The organism is Microbacterium sp. PM5 (assembly GCF_003293595.1).
Classification (GTDB): Bacteria; Actinomycetota; Actinomycetes; order Actinomycetales; family Microbacteriaceae; genus Microbacterium.
Window position 1 is genome coordinate 1786146 of record NZ_CP022162.1, and the last position, 17925, is coordinate 1804070.

General features: G+C 71.1%; 16 protein-coding genes, 1 pseudogene and 1 riboswitch. Of the genes and pseudogenes, 5 read left to right on the top strand and 12 right to left on the bottom strand.

Features of this window, described 5'->3' with window-relative positions:
* Nucleotides 1–20: 20 nt before the first annotated feature.
* Nucleotides 21–470 (top strand): annotated as a pseudogene (locus tag CEP17_RS08660) (phosphotransferase); the annotation flags it as partial.
* 115 nt (nt 471–585) lie between these two features.
* Here CEP17_RS08660 and glpK read toward each other — a convergent pair.
* The 3 genes from glpK to CEP17_RS08675 all read right to left on the bottom strand — a co-directional run bounded on the left by glpK (nt 586) and on the right by CEP17_RS08675 (nt 4753).
* Nucleotides 586–2100, bottom strand: a complete 1515-nt coding sequence (gene glpK / locus CEP17_RS08665) for a glycerol kinase GlpK (RefSeq protein WP_036321542.1) — start codon at nt 2098–2100, stop codon at nt 586–588.
* Between the two features lie 48 nt (nt 2101–2148).
* Entirely contained in the window at nt 2149–2907 is a 759-nt protein-coding gene (locus tag CEP17_RS08670; protein ID WP_036321539.1) for an MIP/aquaporin family protein, read from the bottom strand.
* A 118-nt stretch (nt 2908–3025) separates the two neighbouring features.
* A complete protein-coding gene (locus tag CEP17_RS08675; protein WP_112931965.1) occupies nt 3026–4753 on the bottom strand; it encodes a glycerol-3-phosphate dehydrogenase/oxidase in 1728 nt (575 codons plus the stop codon).
* Nucleotides 4754–4921: 168 nt separating this feature from the next.
* On the opposite strand from CEP17_RS08675, the gene CEP17_RS08680 reads away from it, so the two are divergent.
* Complete coding sequence (locus CEP17_RS08680) at nt 4922–5908, top strand: sugar-binding domain-containing protein (protein ID WP_112931966.1); 987 nt, start codon at nt 4922–4924, stop codon at nt 5906–5908.
* On the opposite strand, the gene CEP17_RS08685 is transcribed toward CEP17_RS08680, so the two are convergent.
* The 3 genes from CEP17_RS08685 to CEP17_RS08695 form a co-directional block, all read right to left on the bottom strand.
* The gene (locus CEP17_RS08685; RefSeq protein ID WP_112931967.1) at nt 5889–6683 is read right to left on the bottom strand and encodes an energy-coupling factor transporter transmembrane component T; all 795 of its coding nucleotides are present in this window, start codon (nt 6681–6683) and stop codon (nt 5889–5891) included. The genes CEP17_RS08680 and CEP17_RS08685 overlap by 20 nt on opposite strands.
* Nucleotides 6680–8062, bottom strand: a complete 1383-nt coding sequence (locus tag CEP17_RS08690) for an ABC transporter ATP-binding protein (protein ID WP_112932915.1) — start codon at nt 8060–8062, stop codon at nt 6680–6682. The genes CEP17_RS08685 and CEP17_RS08690 overlap by 4 nt, the downstream gene beginning before the upstream one ends.
* A gap of 92 nt (nt 8063–8154) precedes the next feature.
* Nucleotides 8155–8811 (bottom strand): ECF transporter S component, encoded by a 657-nt coding sequence (locus tag CEP17_RS08695; RefSeq protein WP_112931968.1) that lies wholly within the window; start codon nt 8809–8811, stop codon nt 8155–8157.
* Nucleotides 8804–8913: riboswitch (TPP riboswitch) on the bottom strand. Its footprint overlaps the gene before it by 8 nt.
* Nucleotides 8914–8946: 33 nt before the next feature.
* On the opposite strand from CEP17_RS08695, the gene CEP17_RS08700 reads away from it, so the two are divergent.
* Entirely contained in the window at nt 8947–10356 is a 1410-nt protein-coding gene (locus CEP17_RS08700) for a D-alanyl-D-alanine carboxypeptidase (protein WP_239498481.1), read from the top strand.
* Nucleotides 10357–10375: 19 nt separating this feature from the next.
* Here the strand turns inward: CEP17_RS08700 and CEP17_RS08705 are convergent, their stop codons facing one another.
* From CEP17_RS08705 to CEP17_RS08725, 5 genes are all read right to left on the bottom strand, one after another.
* Nucleotides 10376–11971: an SLC13 family permease gene (locus CEP17_RS08705; RefSeq protein ID WP_112931969.1), complete on the bottom strand. Its 1596-nt coding sequence runs from the start codon at nt 11969–11971 to the stop codon at nt 10376–10378.
* Between the two features lie 34 nt (nt 11972–12005).
* Nucleotides 12006–12956 (bottom strand): DnaJ domain-containing protein, encoded by a 951-nt coding sequence (locus tag CEP17_RS08710; protein WP_112931970.1) that lies wholly within the window; start codon nt 12954–12956, stop codon nt 12006–12008.
* A gap of 8 nt (nt 12957–12964) precedes the next feature.
* Nucleotides 12965–13492 (bottom strand): hypothetical protein, encoded by a 528-nt coding sequence (locus CEP17_RS08715; RefSeq protein ID WP_112931971.1) that lies wholly within the window; start codon nt 13490–13492, stop codon nt 12965–12967.
* On the bottom strand, nt 13489–14325 hold the full coding sequence (locus CEP17_RS08720; protein ID WP_112932917.1) for an LssY C-terminal domain-containing protein: 837 nt from the start codon (nt 14323–14325) through the stop codon (nt 13489–13491). Before CEP17_RS08720 ends, CEP17_RS08715 begins: the two co-directional genes overlap by 4 nt.
* On the bottom strand, nt 14325–15389 hold the full coding sequence (locus CEP17_RS08725) for an enoyl-CoA hydratase/isomerase family protein (RefSeq protein WP_112931972.1): 1065 nt from the start codon (nt 15387–15389) through the stop codon (nt 14325–14327). The genes CEP17_RS08720 and CEP17_RS08725 overlap by 1 nt, the downstream gene beginning before the upstream one ends.
* Nucleotides 15390–15512: 123 nt before the next feature.
* Between CEP17_RS08725 and CEP17_RS08730 the strand changes: the two genes are divergently transcribed.
* Nucleotides 15513–16595, top strand: a complete 1083-nt coding sequence (locus CEP17_RS08730) for an ATP-binding cassette domain-containing protein (RefSeq protein ID WP_112931973.1) — start codon at nt 15513–15515, stop codon at nt 16593–16595.
* A complete protein-coding gene (locus CEP17_RS08735) occupies nt 16592–17416 on the top strand; it encodes an ABC transporter permease (protein WP_036318149.1) in 825 nt (274 codons plus the stop codon). Before CEP17_RS08730 ends, CEP17_RS08735 begins: the two co-directional genes overlap by 4 nt.
* A 7-nt stretch (nt 17417–17423) precedes the next feature.
* Here the strand turns inward: CEP17_RS08735 and CEP17_RS08740 are convergent, their stop codons facing one another.
* The gene (locus tag CEP17_RS08740; protein ID WP_112931974.1) at nt 17424–17813 is read right to left on the bottom strand and encodes a hypothetical protein; all 390 of its coding nucleotides are present in this window, start codon (nt 17811–17813) and stop codon (nt 17424–17426) included.
* Nucleotides 17814–17925 lie beyond the last annotated feature (112 nt).

Sequence of the window (17925 nt, forward strand, 5' to 3'; positions counted from 1 at the left end):
GCGGGTGCCGGGCTCGCACGGGCCTGTCGGCGGTCGACCCGCGGTGGGTCGGCGAGCCGGCGACTGCGGTGGCCGCCGTCGGCGCGGGGTTGCGCGCCCTGCACGACGCCCTCCCGGTCGCGGACTGTCCGTTCGACTGGTCGGTGCCGGCGCGCGTCGCCGCGGCCCGCCGCCGCGGCATCCGCCTGCCCGTCGCGCTCACCGAGGGCCCCGTCGTCGACCGGCTCGTCGTGTGCCATGGCGACGCCTGCTGCCCGAACACGCTCATCGGGGGCGACGGGCGCTGGAGCGGACACGTCGACCTCGGGGCGCTCGGCGTCGCCGACCGGTGGGCCGACATCGCGGTCGCCGCCATGAGCACCGAATGGAACTACGGGCCGGGTTGGGAGCGCGCCCTGCTCGACGGCTACGGCATCGACGCGGATGCCGAGCGCATGAGCTTCTACCGCGACCTCTGGAACGCGACGTGAGCGCCCCCGCCGCCACGGGATCGCCCCGCACGCGAGATCGGGGTCGCACACGGTCGTCATGCCTCGCGAGAGGCGACCGTCTGCGACCCCGATCCGGGTATCGCGCTGAGCGAGATCAGTTCACGTCGGCGTCGACCCAGTCCATCGACTTGGTGACGGCCTTCTTCCACAGGCGCAGCTGACGCTCGCGCTCGGCGACGTCGTCGTTCGGCGTCCAGCGCTTGTCTTCCTGCCAGTTCGCCCGCAGCTCGTCGAGGTCGTTCCAGAACCCGACCGCGAGACCGGCCGCGTAGGCCGCACCGAGGGCGGTGGTCTCGGCGACCACCGGCCGCACGACCGGAACGCCCAGGATGTCGGCCTGGAACTGCATCAGCGTGTCGTTGGCGATCATGCCGCCGTCGACCTTGAGCTCGGTGAGGTCGACACCGGAGTCCGCGTTGACGGCATCCAGCACCTCGCGCGTCTGGAAGGCGGTGGCCTCCAGCGCAGCGCGGGCGATGTGGTTGCGGTTCGCGTAGCGGGTGAGACCGACGATCGCACCACGGGCGTCCGGACGCCAGTACGGTGCGAACAGCCCCGAGAAGGCGGGCACGAAGTAGACACCGCCGTTGTCGTCGACCTTCTTGGCCAGCTCTTCCACCTCGGGGGCGGAGGAGATGATGCCGAGCTGATCGCGCAGCCACTGGATGAGCGAACCGGTGACAGCGATCGACCCCTCCAGCGCGTAGTGGGCGGGCCCGTCGCCGAGCTTGTAGCCGACCGTCGTGAGCAGACCGTTCTCGCTCTTCACGATCTCGGTTCCGGTCTGGAAGATCAGGAAGTTGCCGGTGCCGTAGGTGTTCTTGCTCTCGCCGGCATCGAATGCCGCCTGGCCGAACGTCGCCGCCTGCTGGTCGCCGAGGATGCCGGCCACCGGAGTCTCGCGCAGGAGCGACGTGTCGCGCGCCTCGCCGTAGACCTCGCTGGAGGAGCGGATCTCGGGCATCATCGAGCGCGGCACGCCGAAGTCGGCGAGGATGTCGTCGCGCCATTCGAGGGTCTTCAGGTCCATGAACAGCGTCCGCGATGCGTTCGTGACGTCGGTCGCGTGCACGCCGCCGTCGGGGCCGCCCGTGAGGTTCCAGAGCACCCACGTGTCGGTCGTGCCGAAGATCAGATCACCGGCTTCGGCCTTCTCGCGCGCACCCTCGACGTTCTCGAGGATCCAGACGATCTTGGTGCCCGAGAAGTAGGTCGCGAGCGGCAGACCCACGATGTCCTTGTACCGCTCGACTCCCGCATCGCCCGCGAGCCGGTCGACGATGGGCTGCGTGCGGGTGTCCTGCCAGACGATCGCGTTGTACACCGGGATGCCGGTGTTCTTGTCCCACACGACGGCGGTCTCGCGCTGGTTCGTGATGCCGACCGCCGCGATGTCGTGCCGCGTCAGGTTCGCGCGACCGAGCGCGATACCGATGACCTCGCGCATGTTGTCGCGGATCTCGATCGGGTCGTGCTCGACCCAGCCGGCGCGCGGCATGATCTGCTCGTGCTCCTTCTGGCCGACGGAGATGATCGAGCCCTTCTTGTCGAAGATGATCGCGCGGCTGGAGGTGGTGCCCTGGTCGAGGGCGATGATGTAGTCGCTCATGAGTGGACGTCCTTGTCTAGGTGTCTGTAGTGAGGATCGGGAACGGGATCAGAGGTGCGCGAGGTGCAGCAGCGCCGGAGCGGCGAGCGCGGCGATCGTGCCACCGAGCAGCGGGCCGACGACCGGCACCCAGGCGTAGGACCAGTCGCTGGAGCCCTTGCCCTTGATCGGGAGGATCGCGTGGGCGATGCGGGGACCGAGGTCACGAGCCGGGTTGATGGCGTAGCCGGTGGGGCCACCGAGCGAGGCGCCGATGCCGACCACCAGGAGGGCGACGGGCACGGCGGTGAGCGGTCCGAGCGCACCCGGAACACCGATCTGCACGTCGCCGTAGTCGGCGAACGCGAAGATGACGAACACGAGCACGAAGGTGCCGATGACCTCGGTGATCAGGTTCCAGCCGTAGGAGCGGATGGCGGGACCGGTGGAGAAGACGCCGAGCTTGGTGGCCGCGTCCGGCTCCTCGTCGAAGTGCTGCTTGTAGGCGAGCCAGCAGAGCACCGCACCGATGAACGCGCCGACCAGCTGCGCGGCGATCGCGACGAAGAACTGCGCGACGCCGATCTTGCCGGCGATCAGCAGGGCGATAGAGACGGCCGGGTTCAGCTGTGCACCGGAATAGGAGGAGACGAGCACACCCGCGAACACCGCGAGGCCCCAGCCCCAGTTGATCATCAGCGTCCCGCCGCCGAAGCCCTTCGACTTGGCGAGGATGACGTTGGCGACGACGCCACCGCCGAGCAGGAGCAGCATCGCCGTCCCGACGAGCTCTGACACGAAGTAGAGCCCGAGATTGATGTCGTGCATGTCAGCATTGACCTTTCTGCAGAGGTTCCCCCGGCGACGCCGCCGGGTGGGAAGGATGGCCTGAAGGGGATGCCGGCGTCAGGCCGCGCCGGATTCTAGAAGCGGCTCCTCCTGCCTCTCATGCGCTCAAGGGCGCCAGGTGGGAGGTTTCCACATCGATGCGATGCCGCTCCTGGAGCTCGCGGGCCGCGTCGTCGATCTGGGCTCGGATGCCATCGGCATCCCACCCGAGCACGGGGGCAGCCGCCTCCGCGACCTCGGCGAGGGTGTCGGCGGTCACGCCGCCGACGAACGCGATGTGCGTGCGGCGCAGCAGCAGATCGATGAGCGTGACGACCTCCTCACGCTCGGCCAGGAAGGCGATCTCCTCCGCCGAGTAGCCCGGGGCGTGCTCGAGGGGGCGCTGGTTGACCGGCAGCGTTCCGAGCATCTCGGTCGCGTAGGTGCCGTAGCGCTCCAGCATGCGATCGGCGAACGCGGCGCTGTGCGCTCCACGATGGGCCTCGAGCCAGCGCGAGCGGTCGGCGTCGGTGCGCGGGTATCCGGCGCCGCCGCCGATGGCGAGATCGAGCGTCGAGATCCGGCGCGGACGCCCGAGCGCAGCGAGCACCTCAGTGGACAGGTGCTCGGCGAGGGCACGGAAGGTGGTCCACTTCCCGCCGACCAGGCTCATCACCGGAACGCCGGCGGCTCCACCCAGGCGCGCCTTTTCGATGCGGTAGTCGCGCGACACGAAGCCCGGCGCGAGGTCGTCGTGGCGCGGCAGCGGGCGGATGCCCGAGAAGGTGTAGACGATCTGCGAGCGGTCGACCGCGATGTGCGGGAAGACCTGTGCGATGAGGTCGAAGAAGTACGAGATCTCGTCGTCGGTGCAGACGGTCGGCGTCGACGGGTCGGCGTCGATGTCGGTCGTTCCGACCATGACGCGGCCCTTGAGCGGGTAGATCAGCACGATCCGGCCGTCGGCCGCCTCGAAGAAGATCTCGTTGCCGCGGGTCGCCTCCAGCAGCTCCGGGTTCTCGAGCACGATGTGCGAGCCCTTCGTGCCGCCCATGAATCGGGTGGGGGTGCCCAGAGCGTCATTGGTGATGTCGGTCCAGGGGCCGCTCGTGTTGACGACGACGTCGGCGGTGAAGGGGAACTCCTCGCCGGTGACGGCATCGCGGATGATGACCGCCTTCCCGTCGGCGCCGACGACGGGCGCGTAGTTCGCGGCGCGCGCGGACTCCTCCCGGGCACCGTCGCGCAACACGTCCAGCGCGAGGCGCTCGGGGTCGTGCATGGAGGCGTCGTAGTAGGTCGCGGTGTAGCGGAACCGGTCGTCGAGGTCGGGGAACAGCTCGCGCGAGCGGCGACGCCCGTGGAACCGGTGGCGCGGGACGGCACCCCCGTCGCGCGAGAAGGTGTCGTACATGACGAGACCGAGCTTGATCAGCAGCGCACCGCGCTCGCTCGGCTTGCCGCGGCCGTGCGTGACGAGCAGACGGAAGGGCGCGGTGAGGATGCCCGAGATGGTGCGGTGGATCGGAATCGTCGTGGGCAGCGGGCGCACGAAGTGGGGCGCGTTGCGCACGAGCCGGTTGCGCTCGGTCACCGACTCCTTCACGAGGCGGAACTCGCCGTTCTCCAGGTACCGCACACCGCCGTGGATCATGTGGCTGGATGCCGAGGACGCGCCGCTCACGTAGTCGTCGCGTTCCACGAGGGCGACGTCGACGCCCTGCAGCGCGAGGTCGCGGAACGTCGCGATGCCGTTGATCCCGCCCCCGATGATGAGAACTTCCGCGTGGGGGCGGTCCTTCAGGGCCTGGATGTTCGGACGGATCGTCGCCTTCGACTCGGTCATCGCTCTTCCTTCCGCGGCTTCGCAGTGTCTCGCCGCGCGTTTTTCACGGTGGAACGGATCTACACTGAAACGCCGGTGAACGAACGCGCAAACGATCTGAACATACGTGCATCGTAGCCCGCACCCTGCACGAATGTGCAGGAGGAATGTTCATGATCAGGAGGACACGTGAGCATCGAGACCGACGCCGAGGCGCGAGCCCGTGACGCGCTGCACGCCGCCCAGCTGTACTACGTGCAGGACCAGACGATGGAGCAGATCGCCTCCGAGATGAAGCTGTCGCGATCGTCGGTCTCGCGCCTGATCGCTCACGCCCGCGAGATCGGGCTCGTGGAGATCACGGTTCATTCGCCGCAGGAGGCCACGAGCGTCGTCGCCCGGCGTCTGTCCGAGCGCTACGGCATCTCGGTGCACGTCGTCAGCACGCCGCCGCGCTCCACCGACGCCGAGCGCCTCGAGCGCACCGCGCGCACCGCGGCGCACGTCCTGTCGACCACGCTCGATCCCCAGGCGAGCATCGGCATCGCCTGGGGCGCGACCGTGTCGGCGATCGCCCGTCATCTGCCGACCAAGCGGCTGCACGAATCGCAGATCGTGCAGATGAACGGCGCGGCCAACGAGTCGACCTCGGGCATCAGCTACTCGGGGGCCATTCTGGAACGCTTCGGGCAGGCCTTCGGCACCGACGTGCAGCAGTTTCCCGTGCCGGCGCTGTTCGATGACCCGCACACGAAGCAGCTGCTGTGGCGGGAGCGCTCCATCCGCCGCGTCGTGGAGGCGCAGGCGCGCGTGCAGGTGTTCGTCTTCGGGCTCGGCTCGCCCCAGGCGGACGTTCCCTCGCACGTCTATGCCGGCGGCTACCTGACCGGCGAGGATCTGCGGGTGCTGCTGCGCGACGGCGTCGTCGGCGACTGCGCCACGGTGTTCTACCGGCTGGACGGCTCGACCGGCGGCATCGAGCTCAATGATCGCTCGAGCGGTCCGTCGTTCGACGTCATCCGCCGCATCCCCCGTCGCCTGTGTGCGGTGTCGAGCCTGTCGAAGATCGACGCGCTGCGCGGCGCGCTGGCGGCGGGGCTCATCACCGAACTGGTCGTCGAGGAGGCTCTCGCCCGCCGCATCGTGGAGCTGCCGCTCAGCCCGGGCCGAGGATGAAGTTCCACGTGCCCGCCGCGACCGCGGCCGACACGGAGGCGGCAGAGATCGCGACGCCCACCGCCACGAGCATCCACTCCCGCCCGCCGAAGCGGGAGACGCGGGCCCACGTGCGGCGGCCGGGAGCGCCGAAGCCGCGCGCCTCCATCGCGGTGGCGAGCTTGGAACCGCGGCGGATGGAGAGCACGAGCAGCGCGAAGGCCATGCCGGCGAAGCGGCGAACACGCCCCTGATCGGCGATGCCGCGTGCCCGGCGGGCGAGTTCCAGAGCCCTCCAGTCCTCGAGGAACAGTCCGACCATGCGCAGGCCCGCCAGCGCGCCCAGCACGAACCGTGCGGGCAGGCGCCACACCTGGGCCAGGCCGTCGGCGAGATCAGTGGGATCGACGGTGACGAACAGCACGACCGAGGGCAGGGCCACGGCCAGCACGCGGAAGAACGTCGCGACCGCCAGCGCGAGCGACCCCTCGCTGATGCGCAGGACGAACCATTCGACGTAGACCTGCCCGGACGCCGCGCCGTAGAGCGCGATCGTCAGCGCCGTCAGCGGCGCGGCCAGCCACACGGGCCAGGTTCGCATCCAGAACTCCCGCCACCGCAGCCCCGCGAACACGAACAGGACGCTCTCCAGCGCCAGCGCGACCGCGGCCGACACCCAATCCAGCGTCACGATCAGCGGCAGGGCGATCACCGCGCTGGCGGCGAGTTTGGCGACCGGATTGACGCGCGCGATGACGCCGGGCCGGGTGCGGGTGTCGGCGGCGAGCATGCTCATGCCGCGGCATCCGCAGTCAGCGCGAAACGCCGGGCGTGGAGCGCATCGACGACGGCCTCGTCATGGGTGATCGCCACGATGGCCGACCCCTCGTCGCGCAAGCGGGCCAGCAGCGCGACCAGCTCCGCCCACGTGCGCGCGTCCTGGCCGAAGGTCGGCTCGTCCAGCACCAGGACGCGCGGGGCGGTGGCGAGGACGGCGGCGACGGTGAGCCGGCGCTTCTCCCCTCCCGAGAGCGTGTACGGGTTGGCGGCGGCCAGCGCGGTCAGCCGCAGCCGCTGCAGCAGCTCGTCCACGCGGGCGGCAGACGCGGCCTCGTCCATTCCGAGCGCGCGCGGCCCGACCTCGAGCTCGCCGCGTACCGACCGGGCGAGCAGCTGATGCTCCGGGTCCTGGAAGACGGTGCCGATACGGGTGAGAAGCTCACGTGAGCGCCACGCGATCGGTGTCGGCGCGGCGCCGGCGGCGAGCGTCGCCGAGGCCGACAGGTCGCCGGATGCCGGCCGCAGCAGTCCCGCGAGAGTGAGGCCGAGAGTCGACTTGCCGGCCCCGTTGGGCCCCGTGATGGCGAGCGCCTCCCCGGCGCGGACCTCGAGATCGATGCCCGTGGCGATCGGCACGCCGCGCACGCGCGCGACGGCCAGGTCCCCCGCGCGCAGCAGGTCGTCGCCCGCGGCTGCGGCGGGCGGAGGCGGCACCGCCGCCGGGATGCCGGGAACCCAGACACCCGCGTCGGCGAGCTCGGCCGCCCGCGCGCCGAGCACTCTCTGCGGCGGGCCGTCGGCGAGCAGTCCCTCCGCCCCGAGCACGATCACCCGGTCCACGAGCGGGAGCCAGACGTCGACCCGATGCTCCACGACCACGAGCGTCGCCCCGGTGCCGTCGAGAACGCGCCCCACAGCGTCGCGGACGTCGGCGACACCGGCCGGGTCGAGATTGGCGGTCGGCTCGTCCAGCAGGAGCAGGCCCGGCCGCATGGCCAGCGCGCCGGCGAGCGCGAGCCGCTGCTTCTGCCCGCCCGACAGCGCCTGCGTCGGCCGGTCGATCTCGACGTCGAGCCGCACGGCATCCAGTGCCGCGTGCACGCGCGGCCAGATCTCCTCACGCGGCACGCCCAGGTTCTCGCAGCCGAACGCGACGTCGTCACCCACTCGCGCGAGGATCACCTGCGCGTCGGGATCCTGCAGCACGAGGCCCGCCCGGCCGCGGGTCTGCGCGGCCGGGACGCCGTCGATCAGCAGTGCTCCCGCCGACTCGCCCTCCTCGTCGCCGCCGAGCACGCCCGCAAGCCCCTGCAGCAGCGTCGACTTGCCCGCGCCGGAAGCACCGAGCAGCAGCACGCGTTCGCCGGGTTCGATGCGAAACGACACGTCGCGCACCGCCCAGGCCCGGCGTGACGCGTGCCGCCAGCCCCATCCCTGGGCGCTGACCGTGACCGGCGCGACCGGCCCGCCGAGGTCGACGGCCACGCTCAGACGAGGTCGCGGCGTTCGCGCCCCGCGGCGAAGCGATCCAGCGCACCGGTCGCGGCGAGACCGCGCGCGAGCACCCACGAGAGGGCACCGGCGATGACGGCGCCCGAGATGGTGGTGCAGATCAGGTAGATCACCGTGAACGCGGCGTCGGCCCCGGCGTACCAGAGGATCAGATTGTTGATGCCCCCCGCAAGGGCAGCCCCGGCGCCGGCGAGGATCGCGACCGGGAGCTTCCACGCCCGGTAGAAGAACAACAGGAAGACGAGCTCGGCTCCGAGACCCTGGACGAGGCCCGCCTCGAGGGTCAGGAAGCCGCCCCACTGGTTGCCGACGAGGGCCGAGACGACGGCCGCGAGCGTCTCGGTGTAGATCGCCGCTCCCGGCTTGCGGATGACGAGCGCACCGAGCACGCCGGCGAACAGCCACGGCCCGTCCAGCAGGCCCTGCATGCCGGGCAGCAGGGGTTCCAGCAGGCTCTTCGGGCCGAGGTAGCCGATGTTCCAGAGCAGGAAGATCAGGCCCGACGCGACGCCGATGACACTGGCGACGACGATGTCGACGACTCTCCAGCGCAGACGGCCGACGCCGACGGCGGAACGGGATGCCGCGGCATCCGACGAGGTGACGGTGGACGGGGACGCAGACGCGTGCATATTCTCTCCTCCCTGCGCCGGCATGATCCGGATCAGGTTCGACGGTCGAAGCGTGGATCGCTTCCTCTCAGCCCGGCTCACCGGACTCCCGTGGTTGTGCGCTCGAGTATAGCGGCGAACGGGTACGTTGAGCGGGTGACCTCGGACGACGCGCCCCCGCCGTCGCGCCGCGCGCTGCGCGAGAGCACCGCCCCGACCGATACCGTCGTCGTCCGCAACCGCGCAGGCCGCCGCGCGCTCGCCTGGGTGGACGATGAGACCGTCACCGGCGCGGTCGATACGCCGATCGCGGCCGGTGCGGCTCCCGACCTGCTTGCTCGACGCCCGCGACGCTCCCCGCTGCGCGCCGGCGTCGTCGTGCCGTTGCTCACCGCCATCGGCGTCTGCGGCGCCTACGCGGCCGCGACGCTGCTCTGGCCGCTCTGGGCCGTGGCGCCGACCGTGCGGGAGATCACGCCCGACGGACCGGTGTCCACCGTGTCGGCCGTGGCGTGGCCGTCCGACGGCGCCGGCGCCGTCGGCGTCGCGGGATTCGAGGCCGTCGCGGCATCCTCGAGCGCACCCGTCTCGATGGCGAGCATCTCCAAGGTCGTCACCGTGCTGATGATCCTCGACGAGATGCCGCTGAGCGTCGGACAGCCCGGGCCGGAGTTCACCTTCACCTCGCGCGACCGCCAGACGTACTGGGACTATCTGGCGGACGACGAGTCAGCGCTGGATGTCCCCGTCGGAGGCACGCTCACCGAGTACCAGATGCTGCAGGGCATTCTGATGGGGTCGGCGGGCAACTACACGAATCGACTGGCCAGCACCCTCTGGCCAACCGACGAGGTCTTCGCCCAGGCCGCGCGGGCATGGCTGGACCGTCACGGCCTCGGGGCCATCACGCTGTCCGAGCCGACGGGAATCGACCCCGCCAACACCGCCGAGCCGGCCGCTCTGGTGACGCTGGCGCAGCTCGCCCTCGCCAACCCCGTGGTGGCCGAGATCGCACGCACTCGCAGCGTCGAGCTGCCCGGGGCGGGTGAGGTGACGAACACGAACGATCTGCTGACCGACCCCGGCGTCGTGGGGCTGAAGACGGGCAGTTTGGCAGCGTTCTACAACCTGCTCGCGGCGAAGGACATCACCGTCGGGACCACCCAGGTGCGCGTCTATGCCACCGCTCTGGGTCAGCCCACTGCCGAGGCACGCGACCAGGAGACGGCACGTCTGCTGTCCGAGGTCACCACCGAGGTCTCGACACCCCTCGCCCTGCCGGCCGGCACGCTCGCCGGCGTGGTGAGCACCGCCTGGGGGGCGACGGCGAACATCGTGACGGATGCCGACGCGGCAGTTATCCTCTGGAACGGCGCCGCGGCGGCGACGACCACGACGCTCGATCTGGGACAGGCCCGCACGGCGAACGCCGCCGTCGGCCAGGTGCTGGTGCGCGGCCCGTTGAACGCAGCGACGGTCGGGGTGCACCTGACGGCCGACATCCCCGATCCCGACGCGTGGTGGCGTCTCACCCACCCGCTGCAGCTCTGGGGGCTGGTGCGCTGATCGCGCCCGGCGCGACGCGTCAGAACGGCCAGATGAGCGGCACGTACAGCACGGCGACCGCGAGGTACACGAACATCAGCGGCAACCCAAGCCGGCCGTAGTCGCCGAATCGATAGCCGCCCGGCTGCATCACCATCAGATTGGCGGGCGTCGCGACCGGGGTGAGGAATGCCGCGGCCCCGGCGACGGTGAGCGCCATCATGAACGGCTGCACACTCGCATCGAGCGCGTGCGAGATCGCGACGGCGATGGGGATCACGACCAGGACGGTCGCGACGTTGGAGATGAACTGGCCGAGCACCATCGTCAGCACGCAGAGCACCAGGAGCGCCAGGTGCGGCGAGCCGGTACCGATGACGCCGAGGACGGCGTCGGCGACGACGTCGGCGGCACCCGTCGATACGAAGGCGGACGACAGCGGAACCATCCCGGCGATGAGGATGACGGTGGTCCACGAGATGGCGCGATAGGTCTGCGGCACGCTCAAGACCCGGGTCAGCACGAGGGCACCGGCCGCCAGCAGTCCCGCCACGGCGGCGGGCACGAGTCCGGTCGCGAGCAGCACGACCATCGCCGCGAGGATGCCGATCGCCCGCTTGGCGCCCCGGCCCAGCGGAACGGCGCGCTGCAGGACCTGGGGAGGGGTGACGGCGATGACGTCGGGCGACCGCGTGTAGCGCGTCAGCGCGGCCCACGGCCCCTGGACCAGCACCGCATCGCCGGCGCGCAGCACGAGTGATCCGGCAACACCGGTGCCGCGCGAGGCGTTCGGCCCGTCCTCCTCGCCGCGGCGGACGGCGAGGATCACCAGGTTCTCGTCGTTCGTGGTCATGCCGGCCGACGCCGTGCGCCCGATGAGACGCGAGCGAGGGGACACGAGCACCTCGGCGACACCCTCGCGCGCGCTGAACAGGCGGCCCGTGTCGAGGTCGACGTCGTAGCTGTCGCGAAGGGTCTGAGCGTGCGCGCGAGGATCGGGGGCGAGATCGGCCAGGCGCTCGGCGGCACGAGCCGGAAGCAGCCGTCCGCCGCCGAGCGCGACGACGGCGACCGTCGACAGCACCAGGGGGATGCCGGCGAGCGCGAACTCGAAGAAGCCGAACTCCCGCCCGCCGGCGGCGACGGCGGCCTCGCTGACGACGATGTTCACGGGCGTGCCGGTGAGGGTGAGCAGCGAGCCCGCACTGGCGGCGAACGCTAGGGGGATCAGCAGTTTCGACGGAACGATGCCGGCGCGCACGGCGACGACGACCACGACCGGCAGCAAGGCGGCGACCGCGCCGTTGATGGAGATGAAGGCGGTGAGAACCGCCGCCAGCGCACCGATGATGACGGTGAGACGGGCCCGCCCCGCGCCCGCGCGTGTGACGACCTGATGGCCGAGCCAGGCCGTGACACCCGTGGCATCCAGCGCCTCGCTCACGACGAACAGCGACGCGATGAACAGCACCGTGGGGTCGCCGAAGCCCGCGAACGCCTCCGGGAGGGTGAGCACCCCGGTGGCCCAGAGCGCGAGCGCGACGCCCACGGCGACGAGCGCCAACGGCACCTTGCCGCTGACGAACGCGACGACCGCGAGCGCGAGGATCACGAAGGTCCAGCCGGCGGGGTCCATGTCCTCACCCTAGACGGCCGAACCCGCACGCCCCTCAGACGAAGCGCACGCTCTGCTGCAGACGGGTGCGCACATCGAACAGCTCATTGCCGCCGATGTCGCGGGCACCGGTCAGGCCCCGCCGGAGCACCGTCGCCAGCGCCGATCGCGCGACGACCGCCACGGGCAGCGAGCGCACCCGGCCGATCTCCTCGATCGCGCTCACGACGTCCTCGTCGGGCAGCACCACGATCGCGCCGCTGAAGCGGACGCGCGCCGCGCGCGCCAGCACGCGGGCCCCCGCGACCAGGTCGGCGATCGGAGAGCCCTCGACGCCCTCACCGATCAGCTCGCCGCGTCGCAGTCGCACGGGACCACCGAGATCCNCACTGAGCAGGGCGTAGAGGCCGCTGGGTCCCAGCACGATGTGATCGACCTTCAGCGACGGATCACGCGCGTCGACGGCGACGTCATGCCACACCGTGTATCCCATGCCCAGGTCGCCGATGACACGCGCGCTGGCCTCTTCGGCGAGGGCGTCCGCGAGCATCCGCTTCAGCTCGCGCGGGGCCGCGCGCACCAGCGCCGGGTCGTAGGGGTCGGGCACCTCGGTGCCGCGTCCCGCCCACTCGCGGATGAGATCGAGGTAGCGCTCTCGACGCCACCCCCCGGGCTGGCCGAACGAGCGCGCGCGTGGGCGGGTGTCGGCCGGTCGCGACGGCGGACGCCAGCTCGTACCGGCGCCGCTGCCGTCGGCGCCTTCCGGACCGTAGGAGGGCGCCGAGGCGCCGAAGCCGTGACCGCGGTCGTAGGCGGTGCGCGCCTCCGGTGTGCCGACGAGCTCCCACGCGCGCTGCACCTGCACGAAGAGCGCGGCATCTCCGCCCGTGTCGGGATGGGTCTGACGCAGCCGCAGGCGGTACGCCTTGCGGAGCTCTTCGCCGTCGGCATCCGCGGTGACTCCGAGCACCTCGTAGGCGGACGCGGAAAGGGGACTGTCGAACACGGGACCTCTCAGCGCTTCTCGGTGCGACGGGCGTACGCCGCGGCGCTGCGGCTGGACAGCGCGAGCAGCACGAGGATGTCGAGCGCCAGCGCAGGCAGGGTCGTGAACAGCGTGATCTCCTGATCGCGCGCCCACCAGCTCGCGAAGGCGCTGGCGATGGACAGGGTGGCGACGGTCATCACGGCGACGCGTGCGAGGTTGCTGCCGAAGAACAGAAGGATCACGCACACGAGCTGGATCACCACGGCGGCGCCGAGGACGACGAGCAGGACGGCGAGTGAGGCGTCAGCCAGATCGGGGGTGGCATCGATGCCGTCGAGGTCGAGCACGACCGCGCTCGCATAGCTCTTCCAGTTCACCGCCACCTCGACCATCGAGCCGATCCCGACCAGCGCGCTCAGCAGCACCAGAGCGGCGCCGGTCACCGTCGTGGACGGCCGCGACATGGCCGGGTCGTGGGCGATCGGCTGCAGGAGCCGGGTCACCGGTTCATACGACGGTCGCCGTTCGGGCCGCACGTTCCGCTCCTCGCTCATACCACGGCCTCCTCGGAGACGTGCACCCCGCGCACGTCGACCACGGGCAGGTCACCGTCGGTGCGGATGCTGTCGCCGCCGCCGTTGCGGGCGTGGTACCCGGTGGAGAAGTCGGCGATCACGTCCACGCGCACGGCGGGCTCTCCGGCGCGGAGGGTCGCGACGATGTGATCGCGCTCGACGTCGGTGTCGGCGTCGATGCGGTGGGTGACCTGCAGGGTGAACAGCGACAGGCCCACCGAGGTGTCGAACGTGCCCGCAGCCAACCAGTCGACGCGCCGGCCTCCCGGCAGCAGCCAGCCGTCCGGGCACTTCCAGAAGCGCACGTGGTGGCGCTGCGCCGGGTTGCCGTCGACCTCCTGCTGGTAGGCGAAGTCCTGTTGGCGACCGAAGAGGAACAGGGGGCTCACCGGAGCCTCGTGATAGCTGCGGCGGCGCAGGGTCGAGGTCACGATGCGCCACGACGACGCGAAGGTGACGGGATCTGCCTTCGTCCACCCCGATGCCCGCATCGCTCGCTCGATCTGCGCGCCCTCTCCCAGAAAGGCGAGGTTGACCGGATCGCCGAGAAGGCCGTCACTCGTGCGCGCACGTCCGATGAAGTAGTCGGGCACGTAGATCGTCGTGAGGATCCGATGCAGTCGGGGCAGGACGAGGTAGGCCAGCAGCAACCAGAACAGCAGGAAGCCGAGAATGCCCCACCATCCGACCGTCAAGCTCTCGGTGAAGCCCAGATAGGCGAGCCAGATGGCCGCCAGGCCCGCGAAGACGAAGAAGAACTGGTCGATCGCGACGCCGATCGACCATCTGCGCGAAGACCGGGTCCGGCTCATCACGGTTCCCACAGCGCCAGCGGCGGCTCCCACGCGAGCGCCCGCTGTTCCAGCCCATCCTCGAGGTCGTCGAACGCGGCCGGATGCCAGTGCGGGTCGCGGTCCTTGTCGACCAGCTGCGCGCGAATGCCCTCGGGCAGGTCGGGCTGGGTCTGGGCGAACCACAGCACGAGCCCGTACTCCTGCGCGAGCGCGGCGCGGAGATCCGGCAGCCGCCGGGCAGCGCGCACGGCGGCGAGCGTCACGGTCAGCGCGGTCGGCGCGAGTGTCGAGAGCGCGTCGGCGGTGGCGACGGCATCCGGCTCGGGCCGCTCACGCAGCCGCGCGATGATCTCAGCGACGGTGTCGGCGGCGAAGGCATCGTCGATCCACGAACGGGCTGCGACGAGCCGCGACGGCCCCGGCGTCTCGTCGAACAGCAGCACGATCTCGGCCGGGGTCGCCGGATCGGCACGATCGGCGAGCGCGGCGCGGAGGTCTCCGATCCGCTCGCTCGGCACCAGCGCATCGGCGAAGCCGGCGGCGAGGGCGTCCGCGGCATCCATCGACTCACCGGTGAGCGCGAGATACTCGCCGAGCCGTCCGGGCGCGTGCGCAAGCAGCCACGAGCCGCCGACGTCCGGGGTGAAGCCGATGCGCGTCTCGGGCATGGCCAGCCGCGAGCGCTCGGTGACGACGCGGACCGCCGCATGGCCGGCCAGCCCGATGCCGCCGCCCATCGTCACGCCGTCGGCGACGACGACGACCGGTTTCGCATACGTGGCGATCCGGAGATTCAGGGCGTACTCGGCGCGGAAGAAGTGCGCCGTCTCCTCGACGCGTCCCGCGAGGATCCACTCGCGAAGGCTCCGCACGTCTCCCCCGGCGCACAGGCCGCGCTCGCCCGCGCCGTCGAGGAGCACCACCTCGATGTCGGCGTCGTGCTCCCAGCGATCCAGGGCAGCCGAGATGATCTCGATCATGCCCAGGTCGAGTGCGTTGATGGCCCGTGGACGGTTCAGGGTCAGGTGGCCCACTCCCCGGACGGTGCGGACCAGCACGGTGGGTTCGGCGGCATCGCTCACTCTCGCAACGTTACCCGCGCCGTCGGTATCGGCGCCGCCCGCGCGGGCGCAAGGCCCGCGCGGGCCGATCGGGCAGGATGGAGACGGCGGCCGACGACGGCCGGTGCTGACGAGAGGACGACGATGCCCGAAGGACACCTCCTCGAGTTCCGTGGGGTCACGAAGACATTCGGCGCGATTCGCGCCGTCGACGACTTCACCGCCCGCGTCGAGCCCGGACGCGTGACGGGATTTCTCGGCCCCAACGGCGCGGGCAAGACGACGTCGTTGCGCATCCTGCTCGCGCTTGTGCGCGCCACCTCCGGCACCGCCACCATCGGCGGCCGGCGGTACTCGGAGCTGCGCCATCCGCTGCAGACCGTCGGCGCCGCACTCGAGGCCTCCAGCTTCCATCCCGGGCGCACCGCCGCCGGTCACCTCACCGTCGCCGCACACGCGGCGGGGCTCCCCCGCGCACGAGTGGACGACGTCCTGGGCCTCGTGGGGCTCGCCGACGCTGCCGGCCGCAAGGTGGGCGGCTTCTCGCTCGGTATGCGACAGCGCCTCAGCCTGGCCTACACGCTGCTCGGAGACCCCGGCGTGCTGGTGCTCGACGAGCCCGCGAACGGTCTGGACCCCGAGGGGATCAAGTGGCTGCGCGGCTTCCTCGGCCAACTGGCCGGCGAAGGACGCACGGTGCTCGTGTCGTCGCACATGCTCGCCGAGGTGCAGCAGACGGTGTCGGCACTGCTGGTCATCTCCCGCGGCCGACTCGTCTACGAGGGCGATATCGGCGACCTCGTCGCCGCGGACGACGTGGCGACGATCATCGATGCCCCCGACCGCACCGCCCTGGCGAATGCTCTCGATGCCGCAGGCATCGCGTACACGCCCCTGCGCTCGGGCTTCTCCGTGCGCGGCGCCGAGCCCGCGCGACTCGGCGCCATCGCCGCGGCCGCGGGAGTCGCCCTGTCGCATCTGCAGCGGCGTGGCCCGGTGCTGGAGGAGGTGTTCCTCGAGCTGGTGAACGGCACGCGTGTCCAGGCGCCGGCGGCGCCGGCGTCATCCCCGGTGAACGACCTCCCCGCGCCGCTCGCGGCCGCTGCCGCGCCCGTCACGACCTCGCCCGAAGACCCGGAGCCGGGCGTCGAGGACGCCGAGTACATCCACGCCGTCGAGGACGACCCGAACGATACGGTCGCCGCCGAGGAAGGAGATGTGCGATGAGTCTCGTCAACGCGTCCCGGTCGGAGCTCACGAAGCAGTTCACCACGGCGATGTGGTGGATTCTCGCCGTCGTTCTGCTCGCCTACGTCGGGGTGACCGCGGGCGGCCTGTCCGCCGTCTTCGGTGCGGTCGCCAGCGGGACGCTGCCGGGCAGCTCGACCAGCGGTGCCGAGATGTCGCCGACGATGCTGCCTCCGCTCATCTACAGCCTCGCCACCTCCGTCGGCTACGTGTTCCCCCTGCTCATCGGCACCCTCCTGGTGACCAACGAGTTCCGGCACAAGACGCTGACGCCGACGTTCCTGGCCACGCCGCGGCGAGGGATCGCCCTCGGCGGCAAGCTGACCGCGGGTGTCGTCATGGGCCTGCTCTACGCCGGCGTCGCGCTCGTCGCGGCGGTCGGGATCGGCGCGGCGGCACTCGCCGCGTTCGGCGTCGACACGCGGCTGGGCGAGAGCGACACCTGGGCGATGATCGGGCGCATCGTGGCGAGTTTCGTTCTGTGGACGCTGATCGGCGTCGGCGTCGGCACCCTCGTGCGCAATCAAGTCGCCGCCGTCGTCGGCGTGCTGGCGTTCACGCAGTTCGTCGAGCCCATCGCGCGAACTGTGTCAACGCTGGTCGAGGGCCTGTCGGGTGTCACCGCCTACCTACCGGGTGCGGCCTCGGACGCCCTGGTCGGCACCAGCATCTACGCGACGATGGGCGCCGGCGGGGCCGTCCCTCTCGCGTGGTGGGGCGGAGGCATGGTCTTGCTCGGCTACGCCGTGGTGTTCGTCGGCCTCGGCTATCTGACGAGCTGGCGGCGCGACGTCGCCTGACCCGCCGTCAGGAGTCGGCGAGTTCGACGACGTCCGACGCGTCGTCGCCGTCCAGACGCAATGCCTGGACGAGCGCGACCCCGTGACGAGTCGTCAGCACGAGGCGCTCGAACTCGGCATCGTCGGAGAGATCGACGACCACCGCCGGGCGACGACGGCGCACCAGGACGAAATCGTTGCCGCTCGCGGAGCGCCAGGTTCCCATCGCGACGGTGCCCCGCACCTGCGTGCCGGGGCTGGGCACTCCGCGCAGCCAGGTCCAGGCGTCGTCGGTCAGCTGCACCCGGAGGATGTGAGACCTGTCGACGCGCACGCTCTCCGATCGCCGCGACAGGGCGCGTTCGACGCCCGACAGCACGACCTCGAGCTGCGTCGAATCGAGCAGCAGGGTCACCATGACTTCAGTCTGCCAGCGTCACCATGTGCGGATGCTCACAGCCCCGCAACGATCCGGTCTCGGCGCGGGCGATATCGTGGAACGTCGGCGACGATGCGCCGGCGTCACCCGA